The sequence below is a fragment of the Haloactinospora alba genome (assembly GCF_006717075.1).
Lineage (GTDB): Bacteria > Actinomycetota > Actinomycetes > Streptosporangiales > Streptosporangiaceae > Haloactinospora > Haloactinospora alba.
The window spans coordinates 95782-109799 of record NZ_VFQC01000003.1 but is presented as its reverse complement, the minus strand read 5'-3'; the positions used below and the strand labels follow the sequence as shown (position 1 = coordinate 109799).

19 protein-coding genes are annotated in these 14018 nt (G+C 68.7%); 8 read left to right on the top strand and 11 right to left on the bottom strand.

Going from position 1 to position 14018, the window contains the following annotated elements:
- Window positions 1-44: 44 nt before the first annotated feature.
- Together FHX37_RS21030 and FHX37_RS21025 are read right to left on the bottom strand one after the other, a co-directional pair.
- Window positions 45-407: a DsrE family protein gene (locus FHX37_RS21030; RefSeq protein WP_141926025.1), complete on the bottom strand. Its 363-nt coding sequence runs from the start codon at window positions 405-407 to the stop codon at window positions 45-47.
- A gap of 91 nt (window positions 408-498) precedes the next feature.
- Window positions 499-1272 (bottom strand): GIDE domain-containing protein, encoded by a 774-nt coding sequence (locus FHX37_RS21025; RefSeq protein WP_141926024.1) that lies wholly within the window; start codon window positions 1270-1272, stop codon window positions 499-501.
- A gap of 365 nt (window positions 1273-1637) precedes the next feature.
- Here FHX37_RS21025 and FHX37_RS21020 point away from each other — a divergent pair, with 365 nt between their 5' ends.
- The 3 genes from FHX37_RS21020 (at window position 1638) to ygfZ (ending at window position 4034) form a co-directional block, all read left to right on the top strand.
- Window positions 1638-2171 carry a nitrobindin family protein gene (locus FHX37_RS21020; protein ID WP_141926023.1) on the top strand — a complete coding sequence of 178 codons (534 nt, stop codon included), beginning with the start codon at window positions 1638-1640 and terminating at the stop codon, window positions 2169-2171.
- Between the two features lie 392 nt (window positions 2172-2563).
- The gene (locus FHX37_RS21015; protein WP_141926022.1) at window positions 2564-2995 is read left to right on the top strand and encodes a Fur family transcriptional regulator; all 432 of its coding nucleotides are present in this window, start codon (window positions 2564-2566) and stop codon (window positions 2993-2995) included.
- 10 nt (window positions 2996-3005) lie between these two features.
- Window positions 3006-4034: a CAF17-like 4Fe-4S cluster assembly/insertion protein YgfZ gene (gene ygfZ / locus FHX37_RS21010; RefSeq protein WP_141926021.1), complete on the top strand. Its 1029-nt coding sequence runs from the start codon at window positions 3006-3008 to the stop codon at window positions 4032-4034.
- A 132-nt stretch (window positions 4035-4166) separates the two neighbouring features.
- Here ygfZ and FHX37_RS21005 read toward each other — a convergent pair whose 3' ends face one another.
- From FHX37_RS21005 to FHX37_RS20985, 5 genes are all read right to left on the bottom strand, one after another.
- Window positions 4167-4358: a DUF397 domain-containing protein gene (locus FHX37_RS21005; RefSeq protein WP_141926020.1), complete on the bottom strand. Its 192-nt coding sequence runs from the start codon at window positions 4356-4358 to the stop codon at window positions 4167-4169.
- 259 nt (window positions 4359-4617) lie between these two features.
- Window positions 4618-4797, bottom strand: a complete 180-nt coding sequence (locus FHX37_RS21000) for a DUF397 domain-containing protein (RefSeq protein WP_141926019.1) — start codon at window positions 4795-4797, stop codon at window positions 4618-4620.
- A complete protein-coding gene (locus FHX37_RS20995) occupies window positions 4784-5314 on the bottom strand; it encodes a DUF5753 domain-containing protein (RefSeq protein WP_141926018.1) in 531 nt (176 codons plus the stop codon). The genes FHX37_RS21000 and FHX37_RS20995 overlap by 14 nt, the downstream gene beginning before the upstream one ends.
- Before the next feature lie 422 nt (window positions 5315-5736).
- Window positions 5737-5919, bottom strand: a complete 183-nt coding sequence (locus FHX37_RS20990) for a DUF397 domain-containing protein (RefSeq protein WP_141926017.1) — start codon at window positions 5917-5919, stop codon at window positions 5737-5739.
- Window positions 5919-6791, bottom strand: coding sequence for a helix-turn-helix domain-containing protein (locus FHX37_RS20985; protein ID WP_170181669.1), 873 nt, complete (start codon window positions 6789-6791; stop codon window positions 5919-5921). The genes FHX37_RS20990 and FHX37_RS20985 overlap by 1 nt, the downstream gene beginning before the upstream one ends.
- 560 nt (window positions 6792-7351) lie before the next feature.
- On the opposite strand from FHX37_RS20985, the gene FHX37_RS20980 reads away from it, so the two are divergent.
- From FHX37_RS20980 to FHX37_RS20970, 3 genes are read left to right on the top strand one after another with little or no spacing between them, the layout of a single operon-like run.
- The gene (locus tag FHX37_RS20980; RefSeq protein ID WP_141926015.1) at window positions 7352-7618 is read left to right on the top strand and encodes a hypothetical protein; all 267 of its coding nucleotides are present in this window, start codon (window positions 7352-7354) and stop codon (window positions 7616-7618) included.
- Complete coding sequence (locus FHX37_RS20975; protein ID WP_211351996.1) at window positions 7615-7833, top strand: helix-turn-helix domain-containing protein; 219 nt, start codon at window positions 7615-7617, stop codon at window positions 7831-7833. Before FHX37_RS20980 ends, FHX37_RS20975 begins: the two co-directional genes overlap by 4 nt.
- The gene (locus FHX37_RS20970; RefSeq protein ID WP_141926014.1) at window positions 7830-8018 is read left to right on the top strand and encodes a hypothetical protein; all 189 of its coding nucleotides are present in this window, start codon (window positions 7830-7832) and stop codon (window positions 8016-8018) included. Before FHX37_RS20975 ends, FHX37_RS20970 begins: the two co-directional genes overlap by 4 nt.
- Before the next feature lie 532 nt (window positions 8019-8550).
- Here the strand turns inward: FHX37_RS20970 and FHX37_RS20965 are convergent.
- From FHX37_RS20965 to FHX37_RS20955, 3 genes are all read right to left on the bottom strand, one after another.
- On the bottom strand, window positions 8551-9069 hold the full coding sequence (locus tag FHX37_RS20965; protein ID WP_141926013.1) for a putative immunity protein: 519 nt from the start codon (window positions 9067-9069) through the stop codon (window positions 8551-8553).
- Window positions 9066-9680 carry a putative immunity protein gene (locus FHX37_RS20960; protein WP_211351995.1) on the bottom strand — a complete coding sequence of 205 codons (615 nt, stop codon included), beginning with the start codon at window positions 9678-9680 and terminating at the stop codon, window positions 9066-9068. The genes FHX37_RS20965 and FHX37_RS20960 overlap by 4 nt, the downstream gene beginning before the upstream one ends.
- Before the next feature lie 551 nt (window positions 9681-10231).
- Window positions 10232-10708, bottom strand: a complete 477-nt coding sequence (locus tag FHX37_RS20955; protein WP_141926012.1) for a winged helix-turn-helix transcriptional regulator — start codon at window positions 10706-10708, stop codon at window positions 10232-10234.
- Between the two features lie 87 nt (window positions 10709-10795).
- Here FHX37_RS20955 and FHX37_RS20950 point away from each other — a divergent pair, with 87 nt between their 5' ends.
- Together FHX37_RS20950 and FHX37_RS20945 are read left to right on the top strand one after the other, a co-directional pair.
- Window positions 10796-12064, top strand: coding sequence for an MFS transporter (locus FHX37_RS20950; protein WP_141926011.1), 1269 nt, complete (start codon window positions 10796-10798; stop codon window positions 12062-12064).
- A 331-nt stretch (window positions 12065-12395) separates the two neighbouring features.
- Window positions 12396-13211 carry a GIDE domain-containing protein gene (locus FHX37_RS20945; RefSeq protein WP_141926010.1) on the top strand — a complete coding sequence of 272 codons (816 nt, stop codon included), beginning with the start codon at window positions 12396-12398 and terminating at the stop codon, window positions 13209-13211.
- A gap of 96 nt (window positions 13212-13307) precedes the next feature.
- On the opposite strand, the gene FHX37_RS20940 is transcribed toward FHX37_RS20945, so the two are convergent.
- On the bottom strand, window positions 13308-14018 hold the full coding sequence (locus FHX37_RS20940) for a type 1 glutamine amidotransferase (protein ID WP_141926009.1): 711 nt from the start codon (window positions 14016-14018) through the stop codon (window positions 13308-13310).

Below are 14018 nucleotides of genomic sequence, written 5' to 3'. Positions count from 1 at the left end.
GGACCGCCTGCCACCCGCGCCCGGGTGGCAGGCGGCGCCGCGGTTCAGTACACCAGCGCCTGGACCCCCTCGGCCGTCACCTCCTCCACGAACGCGGGCGCTCCGGCGATGCGGATGCCGGAGACGAGGTCCTCCTCGGTGAGCTGGCGCCGCGCGGCGCACTGGCTGCACAGGATGACCCGCCCCCCGGCGAGGACGCTCTCCAGCAGGTCGTGCAGCGGCGCGGCGTGCGGCAGGGAGAACTTCCTCGCCTCGCCCGGTACCGCGAACCAGCTGGCTTCCCCCGTCAGCCACAGGGACACGTCGACCCCGCTCGCCACCGCTGTCGCCGCCACCGTGAACGCCTGGTTGCAACGCTCGGCGGCGTCCTCACCCGATGTGACCTTGACCACCAATGAACGGCTCATGGCCGTCAGCTTAGGGCCTGTTCGGCGGGCGCTGTCCGTCACGGGCGCCGCGGCCGGCGCCGCGGTGGATCGTGGACGGCGCCGCGCCCGGTCAGAGCCCGGCGAGGACCAGGACGAGGCCCGCGACGGCGGCGAGGCCCGCCGCCGCGCTGAGGAGCAGCGCCCCCGCGGCACCACCGCGCGCCTCGGGCGCGGTGGTGCCGTGCTGTTCGATCCGCAGCCGCCCGTCGGAGGGGGCGGTGAGCACGAGGGCGCCGCCGCGCTCCTCCAGCGCGCCGTGCACGGTGATGGGGGCGCCGGGACGGAGCACCCACTCGCGGTACTCGAACTCGATGGTCTCGCCGCGGAACAGCCCCACGATCTGGCCCTTGACGCGGGGCAGGAGGTCGTCGGCGGGGGCGGGAACGCCGCGCTGGGGCCGCTGCACCACGCGTTGCAGGCACATGTCGGGGCCGGCGACCTCGGCGTCCGTGGGGTCGACCAGCACGGGGCGCCCGCGTCCGCGCGGGCCTCCGGCGGGGCTGGCGATGCCGAAGGGGTCCGTGGAGCCGTACTCGGCGATGGGGTCGTAGGTGCGTTCGACCGTGTCGCCCTCGCCCACGTCCCGGGGCAGCGGCCAGTAGTGGCGGCGCACCTCGTGGCCGTGCCACACGCACTCGCTGCTCACCAGCCGCGACTCCAGGGCGCCGGCCGGTCCGGGCACGGCGGTGCCCCGGAGGCTGAGGGTCTCGCCTGCGCGGGAGGCCATCGTCTCGGGGCGGAGGTCAGCGGCCGCGCGCCTCCGCAGCCACCCGCGCACGGCGGTGACGGCCACGGGGGCCAGGATCGCCGCACCGGCCAGGAGGACCGCACCGATCGCCAGCATCACAGACCGCCTCGTCTCGTTCGTCTCGTTGGCAGCTGCCCGCGCCGCTCCCACACCGCGGCGCCCTCGGGGCCCCGTGGTGGGCGCCGTTCGCCACGAGCCGCTCCCACGGGCCAGGACCCAGATCCTTCTTTACCAGTTTTTTGCGCGGCCCCGACCACGATGCCGGGACTGTCCGCCATCGTTCGCCTGCGCTGGGTCCTGGTGGACCCGGTCTATCCCACCGAAGCGACCCCGCCGTTAATAACGGATTGATAACGGACAGCGTGCGGGGGAAGCCCTCCGGGCGGGAGCGCCCCCGGACGCGGCACGTGGCCGGGGCGTGGACACCTAGGCTGGTGAACCGGTCTACAAGGGAGTCGAGGATGAGTACTGTACACCCCGAGCTGGAGAAGCTGTCGTTTCTGATCGGCCGCTGGGAGGGGGTCGGCGTCGCCGGCTACCCCGACATGGAGGAGTTCCAGTTCGGCCAGGAAGTGGAGTTCAGCCACGACGGGCGGCCGTTTCTGACCTACCGCAGCCGCGTGTGGCGGATGAACCAGGACGGCTCGCTGGGCGAGTTCGTGACCGCCGAGAACGGCTACTGGCGGATGCGCCCCGCCGAGACGCGGGAACAGGACCCCGACAGCGACCAGCCGACCGTGCACCTGGAGGTTCTGCTGTCGCACCCGGAGGGCTTCACCGAGGTCTACCTCGGCAACGTGTTCGCCAACCGGGTGGAACTCACCAGCGACGCCGTGCTGAGCACCGAGACCGGGATGCAGGCCACCGCCAGCCACCGGCTGTACGGGCTGTTCGGCGACAACCGGGAGACCCTGGGCTACGCCTGGGACCTGGCCGCGCGCGGCCACGAGATGCAGTCCTACATGTCGGCCCAGCTGAAACAGGCGGGGACGTAACCACCCGCCGCGGGGCCGGCTCGGACGCCGCGGGACAGGAAGGATCCCCGGGGCCGCTCCCGCCCACCAAGGGCGGGGGCCGGGTGGACAAGGTCCGGCCGCCCGGGGATCTGGGTGCCCGCTCACAGACCGCTAGAAGCGGCCCGGAATCTCTCCTGGTGCCGCTCCTAGCGAGCGGACACCTCACTCGTCCGTTGCGTCTTCACTTCCGGACCACCTCCTTTCCCGTCTGGGCTGCCTACACCAACGACAGTACGCCCGGCCGCCGGATGCGGCAACGGATTTTTCCGCCCCTCACCACCAGGCCCGACAACGCCGGCGTTCCGGGCGGGGAGGCCGTCCGGCCCCGACCACCCCGCCCCGTGCCGCCGGCGGGCCTTAGGATCGGGGGTATGTCGCACCACACCTGGCGCGAGGAGTTGCGTTCCCGCGGCTACCGCGTGACCCCCCAGCGGCAGCTCGTCCTCGAGGCGGTCCGGGAGCTGGAGCACGCGACCCCGGACGCCATCTGCGCCACCGTGCAGAAAACGGCCTCCGGGCTGAACCTCTCCACCGTGTACCGGACCCTCGACCTACTGGAGAGTGTGGGGTTGGTCACCCACACCCACCTCGGCGGGTCCTCCTCCTCGTACCACCTCGCCGAGGAGGCCGACCACCTGCACGTGGTGTGCCGCGGGTGCGGGGACGTCTCCGACACCGCGCTCGACCTGGCGGACGGCCTCGTGCAGCGGCTGCGCGAGGAGATCGGGTTCGACGCGGACGCGCGCCACCTCACCGTGTTCGGCACGTGCCGCTCCTGCCGCGACGGTGGCACCGGCGCATAGGGTTGGGGGTATGAAATCGCCGTTGTTGACCCGCCCCAAGGCCGTCGCCGCCGATGCCCCCGACACCGGTGTCGCCGCCCACTACGGCGAGCCCGCCCAGGAGGGGCGGGCGCTGGAGTACGGGTCGGCCTGGATCGACCGGTCGAACCGGGGGGTCGTGCGCGTCACCGGCCCCGACCGGCTCAGCTGGCTGCACAGCCTCACCAGCCAGTACCTGGACGGCCTGGAGCCCGGTGCCGCGACCGAGGCCCTCATCATGGACACCAAGGGCCACTTCCGGTTCCACATGGCTGTCCTCGAGGACGGGGAGGCCGTGTGGCTGCACACCGAACCGGACGCGGGCGCCGACCTGGCGGCGTTCCTCGACTCGATGCGGTTCATGCTCCGCGTGGAGGTGACCGACCTCAGCGAGGACCGCGCCGTCCTCACCCTGGTCGGCCCGGAGCGTGAGGAGGCACTCGCCTCGGTCAGCGGACGGCTGGACGACACCCCCGTGCGGTCCGCCGACGGCGAGACCGACCTGTTCCTGCCCACCGCGGCCCTCGCCCCCATCACCGAGGCGCTCACCGGCGCCGGCGTGCGCCCGGCCGGGATCTGGGCCTACGAGGCGCACCGGATCGCCGAGCACCGCCCCCGCCTCGGGCTGGACACCGACCACAAGGCCATCCCGCACGAGATGGGCTGGATCGGGCCCGCCGTCCACCTGGAAAAGGGGTGCTACCCGGGCCAGGAGACGGTGGCGCGGGTGCACAACCTGGGGCGGCCGCCGCGCCGGCTCGTGATGCTGCACCTGGACGGCACGGCGGACCGCCTGCCCGAGCACGGAGCCAACGTCGAGCTGGACGGCCGCTCCGTGGGCACCGTCGGCTCCTCGGGCCGCCACCACGAGCTGGGGCCGATCGCCCTGGCGCTGGTGAAACGCAACGTACCCACGGAGTCCCAGTTCACCGTGGACGGCATCGCCGCCGCCCAGGAGACCATCGTCGACCCGGACACCGGCGCCAACGTGGAGATCAACCTGCGCCGCCGCCCGGACTGAGCACCAGGGTCCGGAGCAGGAGCAGGGCCGGATGAGGGCCCCAAGCGGCCCCTGCCACGGTTCTCCTCCTGAAACGGCAGTAGATGCCCAGGCAAGGTCCTCCACGGTTGTGGAGGACCTTTCTTCGGTCGGTTACAGCGTCTCGTCGCGTAGCACCCGCAGGAACGCCGCCCACTCGTTACCGCTGAACGCCAAGTGCTCCAGATTCGTGTTCTGCGAGTCCCGAACGGCCGCGACATCCTGCCGCGGGTTGGCGATCTCGACACAGTTGTTCGACCGGGGGGCGCTGTAACTGGACTTACGCCAGTGTGGGGCGTGTCGCATGGGAGCCTTTTCGTTTGGTACTCAGGGCAGTTCTCAGGCCAGCGGCCTCCCCTACAGCAAGGACTCCAAGAACGTTATGGAGTTCTCGGTGGAAGCCGCTGTCGCCTGCACCTTTTATTCCGGGATCATGCCCCACGCACGCCCCGCCCGCTCGGGTCACGTCCCCGATCGGAGTGTCGGCCGGATGCCCTCGGGAACGAGGCGCGACCGCGGATCAGGCCCCGTGGATGGGGGTTGGATCGCCACGGGGCGCGGACTGTTACAGGCGATCGGCGCGCAGGTCGGTGAGGAACGCGTCCCACTCGGCAGCGGGGAAAGACAGATGCCCGGCCTGCCGGTTCCGGGTGTCACGGACTGCGGTCACCGGCCCCTCAGCTACCTCTACGCAATGGTTCGCACCGCCGCTGTAGCTGGACTTATGCCACTCAGCCTTGTTCATCATCGATCCTTTTTAATTCGTTCCGAAGTACTGTGAGTGTTTCGTCCGGCCCAAGGGCTGTACCCTGCAGCGATCCGAAGAGCAAGCGATAACGTGCCACCTCGGATGCTGCGGTGATGGTTTGGCCCTTATTGACGATCTCGGCGTACACCACCTCAGGTCCCTCGCCAGTGATGATAGTGAACGATCCCGAATTACCTGGATGCCGGTGGGATTGTGCCGGAACCAGCTGTATCGTCAGCCGCTCTCGGTCGACCAGGTTCACGATATGGGCCAGTTGCTCCCGCATGATCGCGGTTGAGCCATAGCGTCGCCACAGTACGGTCTCGTCCACAACGGTCCACAGCACGGGGGTGCGTGAGCCGGTTAGCTTTTCCCCGTATGCGGCGCGCTCCGCGGCTCTCTCAGGGACTTCGTCCGGAGTTAGCCATGGGGCTCCGTACCGGATCAGAGATCGTGCGTAGGCCTCGGTCTGGAGGTAGGCGGGGAAGGTCAGGGCTTGGTAGTAACGCACCACGTGTCCACACCATTGAGGAAAAGCGAAAGACCCTCACTAAGGCAGGAAAGTTCGACCGATGGAGCCAACGCGATAAGGGCCATGCGAGATTCGGCTTCAGCGGTCGAACACTGACCAACAGATACCTTCACGAACTGGGGCCGATCGCCCTGGCGCTGGTGAAACCAACGTCCCCACGGAGTCTCAATTCACCGTGGACGGCATCGCCGCCGCCCGGACTGAGCACTTCTGCTACGCGTAGCCCGGACTTAGGGAAACCCACCGCCGTGCGACTGCGACGAGTCGTCCCGACGATGCCCCACGCCCGCGCCGCACGCTCGGGTCACGTCCCCGGTGGGAGTGATACCGGACGCTCCCGGGAGCAAAGCGTAAAAACAGAAACGGCCCTTCGATCGCGATCGAAGGGCCGTTTTTCTCCCGGTCTACAGTCGGCCGCGTTTCACCTCGTTGAGGAACGCCCGCCATTCGTTCCGGTCAAAGGTGAGAGGGCCGCGTTCCTGCGTCTTGGAGTCACGGATCGCGTGGAGGGCCGGAGTCTCCGCGACCTCCACGCAGTTGTTGGACCCACCGCTGTAGGAAGACTTACGGAACTCCACGTTGCTCATCACTCGAAACCTTCCTTGATCCGGTCCATAAGGGTCTGGCTGTCCGGGGTGTTGAGCGCGGCTTTCTGCAGGTGCGCGAAGATCCGTCGGTGGTGCTGAACGTCTGACTGCGAGTCGAGGAAGAGCTGAGCTGTCGGACCCTCCACGAAGACCGACGTCAGTCCCGCTTCTTCCACGTCGAGCACAGTGAAGCATGCCATTTCCATCCCACTGTGGCTTCCGGCGGAGAAGGGAAGCACCTGCAGTGTCAGTCGCTCCTGTTGTTCGCTTAAGTCTAGGAGCTGATCCAGTTGGCGGCGCATCGTGGTAGCACCGCCGACCTGTTGGCGCACGGCGGCTTCCCCGATGATCGCCCACAAGTGCGGTGTTGTGCGCTCATGCCAGGCTTCCTGGCGCCGCATGCGGACTTGGACCAGGTCTTCCACGTCCTTCGCTGACGCGCGGTCCGCCACCCGGACCGCTCTGATCACAGAGCGCGCGTAGTCCTCTGTCTGAAGCAGACCCGGGATGAGTTGGGTCTCGAACGTACTCATCTCAGAAGCGGCCTCTTCGAGACCTATGAATGTTCCGTAATGACGCTCTACGTCATGGTCCTGCCACCAACCCGGTGTTTTGGCTATCTCACGCAGCTCCATGATGCGGGCGGTTTCCTCTGGTCCGACCTCATAGTGCGCGAGCAACCGTTCGAGACTGTGGACACCAGGAACCTGGCCGTCCGCACGGCCCGATTCCCACCGCGACAGTGACGACGGTTGAGATCTGATCGCTCGAACAACCGCGTTGAACGACCGGTCTCCGCGCAGCCGCCTGAGTTCACGGGCCAGTATCCAACGCGCGACCGTCGGCCCTGTCGGTGTGTCCCTGTCACTCATGAGGGCCAGCATGCCACAGCAGGACATCACGAACTTGTTTAAGAAACTTGCTTAAGCTAGTTGTTTTTTCTTGTGTGACAAGGGACACTGGGTATCCAGCAGTAAGCGTAGTGCGACAGAGAGCTGCCCGATGAGCCGAAACCGTGTTCCTACCCAGCTCTAGTGTCCTGTCTGTGCTGCAGCTCTTCTGCGAACCCTACGAACACCGGTAACAACGCGTGCGCTGCCGCGCATGTCTGTTGAGTAATTCGCGCCTCGGGCGCGGGGAGTCAGTGCGAATGAGCCCGCGCCCGAGACTGAAAAGATCCCCGCGAGAGTTCCCGCTCTCCGGGGCGTGGCCACCGACTGAACAGGAGTCGATGACAGTGCCAGATTCTATGCGCCCCCTCACGTTCCTGCGGACGCTGCTCACTCTGCTGGCCTTTGCCCTTGTGGTACCGGTGCGGGACCGCAACCGCTCCCGTGCTCCGGAGCAAGAGTCCGCTCCCTCGGCGGTTCCTCACCGAACCTGGGACCACAGCCAAGCTGAACCGCCCAACCCGGCACCAGTTCCACCCGTGATGCCCAGGATCCCGCTTCCCGAGCCCGAGGTGCTCGACCCCAAGGAGCACAGCCCCGTACGGCCCTACGTGACCCAGCACGAACGCCACCGCCAGGAGTGGGAGGAGGAGCGGTACTGCCCGGCCTGCGGTGGTCCCACCACACCCGACCCCGCCCGGCCGGTCTACGACGACGGGCTGGACGACGTCCGCGATGCACTGTCCCCGCTGGTGCGCCAGTGGCTATCCCAGCGCGAGCAGAAGAGCACGGCGGGGGTGACCCGGTGACGATCCCCCAGAACTGGCCCTCTCAACTACTGCGTCCCAGTGATGTGGCCGAGGTGTTCGGCGTGACCACCTCGACGGTGAACGCCTGGGTGCGTCAGGGACACCTGGCCCCGGTCCTGGTCACCCCGGGCGGGCACCGCCGCTTCCTGCCCCAGGATGTCCAGGCCCTGAGGTCCACCACCCACCACCAGGACGACGGGGGTGGCCAGCCATGAACCTCACCCCGCAGGAACGCTGCGAACTGCGCGACCTACTGGAGCAACTCGCCCAGGCCATGGACGGCAACGCCCTATGGCCCGGCCAGCTGCGCGACATCCTCCAGGAACTGCACGCGCGCGTGGTTGCCTGGCTCGGCGACGAGAACACCGACACCGCGATCCCACACCACCACGACCAGTAACCCCCACGCGGGTTCCGCATCCGGCCGCTTCCCCCGGATGCGGAACCCGCCGCGACGTCGGTGACGTGAGGACTGCACTCGCCTGAACACTCAGGCGTGGTGAGCTATCCTTCCCCGGAAGGACCATGAGGAGAGAGCCCACCAGCCTGGGGGTGTTGTAGCGCTGTGACCTGCGAAGCTGCAGTACTTCCGGGTCGCTGCAAAACCGGGCCGCGCAGCCGCCTACAACTGCGGCGTGACCTGCGACTTTACCCTCGGGTCCACTCATCACCCCTAGAGGGATCGCAACTTGTTCAGCGTGTCGAAGTATTGGGCCAGCAGGTCCACTCATCACCCCTAGAGGGATCGCAACCAGCTCTGAATCCCCCGGCGCGGTGTCCGGACGTATCGGAGAGGAACGGTCACGAACCTCAGAGCAGTTTCCTCACCGCACCACGTGTCCGCACCGTTGAAGAAACGGTGGAGGGCCTTCCCCAGGGTGGGGAAATTTGACCGTTTGGCCAACGATAAGGGGGCCGTGCGAGGTTCGGCTTCAGCAGTCGAACACCGACCAGCAGATGTCGTTGCGCAACCTCTGGTCATCGAGTACGAGTTCGCGGATCTCCTCCGGGAGCTGGTCGCGCTGCCACTGGCACTCGAGTCGCCTCGCCTCGTTCTGGCTCGTACCTTCCGGTGCCGCCGCACGTGCGGCCTTGATCGCGTAGGCGGCCGCGCCGAGTTCGTGCGCGGCGACGTGGGCGACAGCCCCGGCCTGACCGGCAGCGTACGCGGCATGCCGCGCTGCCCCGCGCAGGTCTCTCGCCGCTCCCATCGCGTGGCCGCCCGCCGCGCGAGCCTGCATCATCCTGACATCGCCGCGAACCCACGACCGGGCGTGCTCGATCGCCTGGCGCGGCCGCGGGTCTTCAGGCCGGGCCGACTCGAAGAGGCCGAGGACGTGCTCCGCACACGTGGCGGCCCATAGAGCGAGGAGGCGGTGATCCGCGTCGGTGAGAGTGCCTCCGCGGCGGATCGTCACGAAACGAGGGTCCCGTTCCTTCGGGAGGATCATGAATCGCACTCCCTTCCGTGCGCATCGGCACGCCCCTCTGCGGTGTGTCCTGGCGAGTGGTCAGCCGTCTGACGCAGGCGATGGTCCAGCGTGCTCATCAACCGGGCGACACGATTGCTGCCGCTTGCCGGGGGCGGGTAGCGGCGGAGCACGTCGATGAGTACCGGCGTCGCACGCTGCCGCGACCGTTCCAGCAGGGCATCCCCGATCGCGGGGTCATTGCCCGCCTCCATCTCCCCGACGTGCGCAGCGCTTGCGGGGGCTCGCAGGATGTGGCCGACCTGGCGGGCCTGGGCGATGGGGTGCAGGTACGCGGCCGACGCGGCGTCACCCGCGGACCGCGCGGCCAGTCGCGCGGTTTCGGAAGGGGCGGCCCGAGCGGCTCGATGAGCGTCGAGGGAAGTGACGCGCTGCGACTTCGTCCTGTTGACACCGTTGACAAACGCCCAGGCCGCGTCGATCGCAGCACGGGGACGCGGATCATCGGGAACAGCCTGTTCGAAGACCGGCAGGACGTCCTCCGCGTGCCGGACCACGTAGCGCGTCACGACGCGCAGCTCGTCCATTGTCAGGTCGAAGTCTCCGGACACGGTGTACGTGCTCTGCGCCATGTCTGAACCGTAGCTTTAAAGTTCCTGTGGAGACTCTGCGGCGAATCCTCCGCTTACACGCGTCGGAAACCCTCAACCGGAGGCCGCAGCGGCCCGTGGCCCGGGCTCGTCAGCATGACCTTTGCACACAAAAGGCCCGTAACCACGAGAGAACCGGCATAGTCCCTTCCACGCGTCCGGAGTTTGGTGGATTATCCTTCTCGGAAGGATTCCGGGGAGAAACCACATGGCCGGGGGTGCCGTATCGCTGTGACCTGCGACGCTGCATTACTTCTGGGTCGCTGCAAAACCGGGCCGCAGAGCCGCACAGAACTGCGGCGTTACCTGCGACTTTACCCTCGGGTCCACTCATCACCCCTGGAGGGATCGCAACCCAGGGGTGAGCACCCCGGCGGCCAAGCGATCGTGTCCACTCATCACCTCTGAAGGGATAACACCCGAGCATCCCCCGCCGAGGACGGCCTTCGCCAAAGTCGCCGATGGCACCGGCGCCCGGAGCCGCCCTCAGGGGATGACACCGCCTGCACGCTCCTTCGGAGAGCGGCCGGTCGTCAGCCGAGCTTCTCGACATGGGTGTTCCCGCCGGTGAGAACGGCGCCGTCCGAACGCTCCACGCGCAGCGTCGGAACCCGTGCGCCGGTGTCGTCGTCGACCAGCACGGAATGAGACTCCCCCGTGTCGAAGGCGTGCGCCTCGCCCCACTGGCGCAGGGCCACCATCACGGTGAAGAGCTCCTCACCGGAGTCGGTGAGGACGTACTCCTGGCGTCTCCCCGACGCAGCGGTCTGTCGGCGAAGGACGCCGTGCTCGACGAGCCGGCGGAGCCGGTCGATCAGGATGTTCTTGGCGACACCGAGGTTGCGCTGGAAGTCGGTGAAGGACCGGCTCCCGTCGAAGGCATCGCGGAGGATCAGCAGGATCCACCTGTCGCCGACGAGGTCCACGGTGCGCGCGACGGGGCAGGGAGGGTCGGACCATCCGCCGGACGGCGCGGCTCGGTGTCCTGACCCGGCGGGCGGCGTGGTCATGGCGAACCCCCGGACGAATTGGTTGCATATTACTACCTTTGTGACTACCTTCCAATTGGTTTCATAATAATACCGATTGGAGCGCGGATGCCGCCCTCGGCCGCCACGCCGCCCGCCATGCGCCTCACCCGGCCACGCCTGCTGCTACTGGCCGTGCTGTGCGGGGTGTCGGTGGCGAACGTCTACTACGCCCAACCCCTGCTTGAGCGCATGGGGAGCGACCTGTCGATCCCAACCGGACGGGTGGGCTGGGTGGTGGCCCTCGGACAAGCGGGCTACCTCATCGGCCTGGCCGCGCTCGTCCCCCTGGGAGACTGGCTGAACCGGCGGACGCTCATCCCGGCGCATCTGCTGCTGATCGCGGTGGGCACCACGGCGGCGGCGGTCTCGACGACCGCGGCGGTCCTCTACGCCGGAGTGGCCATCGCCGGCCTCTTCTCGGTGGTCGTCCAGACCGCGGTCGCCTACACCGCGGCGACGTCCCCTCCCGAGCAGCGCGGCCGGAACATCGGGACCGTCACCTCCGGAGTGGTGGTCGGGATCATCCTGGCCCGCACCGTCGCCGGGCTCATCGCCGATGCCGCCGGGTGGCGCGCCGTCTACGCGGCCGCGGCCGCCATGGCCGTAACCATGGCCGTCCTGGTCCGGGCGGCGCTGCCCGACGACCGGCCGAGCCAGGCACCCCGGTCGTACGGAGCCGCGGTCGCCTCGATCCTCATCCTCGGGGCCACCGATCGGGTGTTCCGGACCCGAGCACTCATCACGTTCTTCCTGTTCGCCTCCTTCGGTGTGCTCTGGAGCGGACTGGCCCTGCCCCTGAGTGGCGCCCCCTGGCACCTTTCCCCGGCCCAGATCGGCCTGTTCGGGTTCGCCGGCCTGGCCGGGACCCTCGGTGCGACACGGGCCGGCCGGTGGGCCGACCGTGGGCTTGCGGGCGTGGTCACGGTGGTGTCGCTGATCGTGCTGATCGTCTCGTGGTGGTTCATCGGACAGGCCGCATGGTCGTTGTGGCTCGTGGTTCTCGGCGCGGTGCTGCTCGACTTCGCCGTCCAGGCTGTGCACGTCACCAACCAGAACCTCATCGTCGCCCGGGACCCGGACGCGAGCAGCCGGATCATCGGTGCCTACATGATCTGCTACTCCCTGGGCTCAGCCCTGGGCGCCGTCACCGCGTCGAGCCTCTACGGCAGCATGGGGTGGGCGGCCGCTTCGGTTGCCGGTGCCTGCTTCGGCGGCGCCGCGCTGACGGTCTGGCTCGTTGACCGGGCCGTGCCCGACCGTTCAACGCTCCCCGCCCCCGACCACGCCGAATCGTGTCAGCCGAAGGCTGAGCAGCGGTCGACGAGCGAACCGTGACCGTCCCGGAGCGGGTCGCGTCTGCTGGAGGGGCCGTCGTGCCAGCCCCAGTCCCCGCGTACACCCGAAGCATTACCGCCCGCAGGCAAGCCACCAGCCGGTGTGAAGCTGGACAGCCACAGTGCCGGCTGTGCCGGGGATAGTGCCGTGAGCGTCCCGCGCCTCGGCAGGTTCCGGCTTCTTCCGGCCCCCTCCCGCACATCCAGACAATCCGGGCAAAATTCAATAACAAGCGCATCCGGGATGCAACCCTGCGGCGTTCGGACGCATCGGAGAAGGGTGGTCGCGGCTCTCAGGGCCGTGCCACCTCGCAGCCGCACGATCCGAGCCGTTGGGGAAAGCGATGGACTTCCTGGCCGAGAACCCGTTCCTGTTCGCGTTGGCCCTCGTGGTCCTGGCAGGTGTCCTGGCCTGGTTCGGCTGGCAGCACCGGAGCCGACGCGTCGCCCTCCTGGACACCCCCACCCTCACCTGCGCGCAGTTCGCGGACGCCACCGCGCAGCGGGGCGCCGTCACCGGGGAGCTCTCCGGAACGGCCGAACCCGCGCCGGACGGCACGCTGAGCGCCCCCTTCTCCAGCACCCCGTGCGTCTGGCACCGCACCGAGGTGATCCGGCACTACCGCAAGCGGGAGAACAACCAGCGGAACGGTTCCCGTACCGTCCGCCGCCGCGAGACGATCGCGAAGAACGAGTCCCCCGAGGCGTTCCAGCTCGCCGACAGCACCGGACGGCTCATGTTCGCCCCCGACGGCGCGTGGGTGGACGCCCCGGTGAAGAGCCTCGACCGGTTCGAGCGCGGCACCGGCCCCCGCAGTAGGAACACGTCCGACAGCGCCATGTCCCAGCTGGCCACCGCCGCCAAGGACATGGCGGTGTCCGTCGCCCGGGACGGGAGCACCATCGGCTACACCTACCGGGAGTGGATCATCCGCCCCCAGGAGCGGATATTCGCCCTCGGCGCGGTGCAGCGCAACGGTTCCGGACTGCTCATGTCCCGCCCCGAGGGGGCGCCGTACGTGCTGTCCACCCGTTCCGAGGCGGAGATCACGCGCAGCGACCTGCTGTGGCAGCGCGTGTTCCTCGGCGGGACCCTGGCCTGCGTGATGGTGGCCATGGCCCTGACCGCCTACGGCGCGTTCCTCTGACCCCCGCGGCGCGGTGCCGGCGGACTACACACTCCCCGCTCCCGGGAACACGCCACGGCCCTGCTCCCGTGGCGTGCTCCCGGCGGAGGAAACGGCTCACACCGCCGCCGTCAGCCGCTCCTCGTGGAGCTTCTCGCCCCAGGACGGCGCCAGCGGTTCGAGGGTTCCCACGCGCCAACGCAGCACGAGGTCGGCGAGCTCCGGGTTGCGCGGCAGGGCGGGGCCGTGGAGGTAGGTCCCGACGACCTTCCCCTGGTAGGCGCCCTCCGTCTGCCCGTCGTTGCCGATACCCACCGAGGTGTAGGACAGCGGCGCGGCGTCCGAACCGAGCCTCGACCGGCCCTGGTGGTTCTCGAAGCCGGTGATGCGCCCCCCGCCGAGCGTGGGGTCGAGCTGGGCCACGATCTCACCCACGGCGCGGCTCTCCCCGCGGCCGCTGTGGATGTCGAGGATGCCCACCCCCGGAAGCGGGTTGTCGTCATCGTCGCCGTAGCTCTCCCCGATGATCTGGTACCCGGCGCACACCGCGAACACCGACGCGCCGTTCTCGACGGCGCGCTTCAGCCCGCCGTCGGACCGCAGCCGGTCGGCGGCGAGGATCTGCGGACGGTCCTCACCCCCGCCCAGCAGGTAGATGTCGCCCTCCGCCGGCACGGGGTCGCTGGAGTACACGTACACGACCTCGGTCGGGATGCCGCGCAGCTGGGCGCGGCGGTTCAGGATCAGGGCGTTGCCCTGGTCGCCGTAGGTGCTGAGCAGGTCGGGATAGATCCAGACGATGCGTAGGGTGCTGCTGGTGTCGCTCAC

Coding starts and splice junctions, on each gene's coding strand:
- FHX37_RS21030 (WP_141926025.1), bottom strand. CDS start 407: ATGAGCCGTTCATTGGTGGTCAAGGTCACATCGGGTGAGGACGCCGCC.
- FHX37_RS21025 (WP_141926024.1), bottom strand. CDS start 1,272: ATGCTGGCGATCGGTGCGGTCCTCCTGGCCGGTGCGGCGATCCTGGCC.
- FHX37_RS21020 (WP_141926023.1), top strand. CDS start 1,638: ATGAGTACTGTACACCCCGAGCTGGAGAAGCTGTCGTTTCTGATCGGC.
- FHX37_RS21015 (WP_141926022.1), top strand. CDS start 2,564: ATGTCGCACCACACCTGGCGCGAGGAGTTGCGTTCCCGCGGCTACCGC.
- ygfZ (WP_141926021.1), top strand. CDS start 3,006: ATGAAATCGCCGTTGTTGACCCGCCCCAAGGCCGTCGCCGCCGATGCC.
- FHX37_RS21005 (WP_141926020.1), bottom strand. CDS start 4,358: ATGCGACACGCCCCACACTGGCGTAAGTCCAGTTACAGCGCCCCCCGG.
- FHX37_RS21000 (WP_141926019.1), bottom strand. CDS start 4,797: ATGAACAAGGCTGAGTGGCATAAGTCCAGCTACAGCGGCGGTGCGAAC.
- FHX37_RS20990 (WP_141926017.1), bottom strand. CDS start 5,919: ATGAGCAACGTGGAGTTCCGTAAGTCTTCCTACAGCGGTGGGTCCAAC.
- FHX37_RS20985 (WP_170181669.1), bottom strand. CDS start 6,791: ATGAGTGACAGGGACACACCGACAGGGCCGACGGTCGCGCGTTGGATA.
- FHX37_RS20980 (WP_141926015.1), top strand. CDS start 7,352: ATGCCCAGGATCCCGCTTCCCGAGCCCGAGGTGCTCGACCCCAAGGAG.
- FHX37_RS20970 (WP_141926014.1), top strand. CDS start 7,830: ATGAACCTCACCCCGCAGGAACGCTGCGAACTGCGCGACCTACTGGAG.
- FHX37_RS20965 (WP_141926013.1), bottom strand. CDS start 9,069: ATGATCCTCCCGAAGGAACGGGACCCTCGTTTCGTGACGATCCGCCGC.
- FHX37_RS20960 (WP_211351995.1), bottom strand. CDS start 9,680: ATGGCGCAGAGCACGTACACCGTGTCCGGAGACTTCGACCTGACAATG.
- FHX37_RS20955 (WP_141926012.1), bottom strand. CDS start 10,708: ATGACCACGCCGCCCGCCGGGTCAGGACACCGAGCCGCGCCGTCCGGC.
- FHX37_RS20950 (WP_141926011.1), top strand. CDS start 10,796: ATGCCGCCCTCGGCCGCCACGCCGCCCGCCATGCGCCTCACCCGGCCA.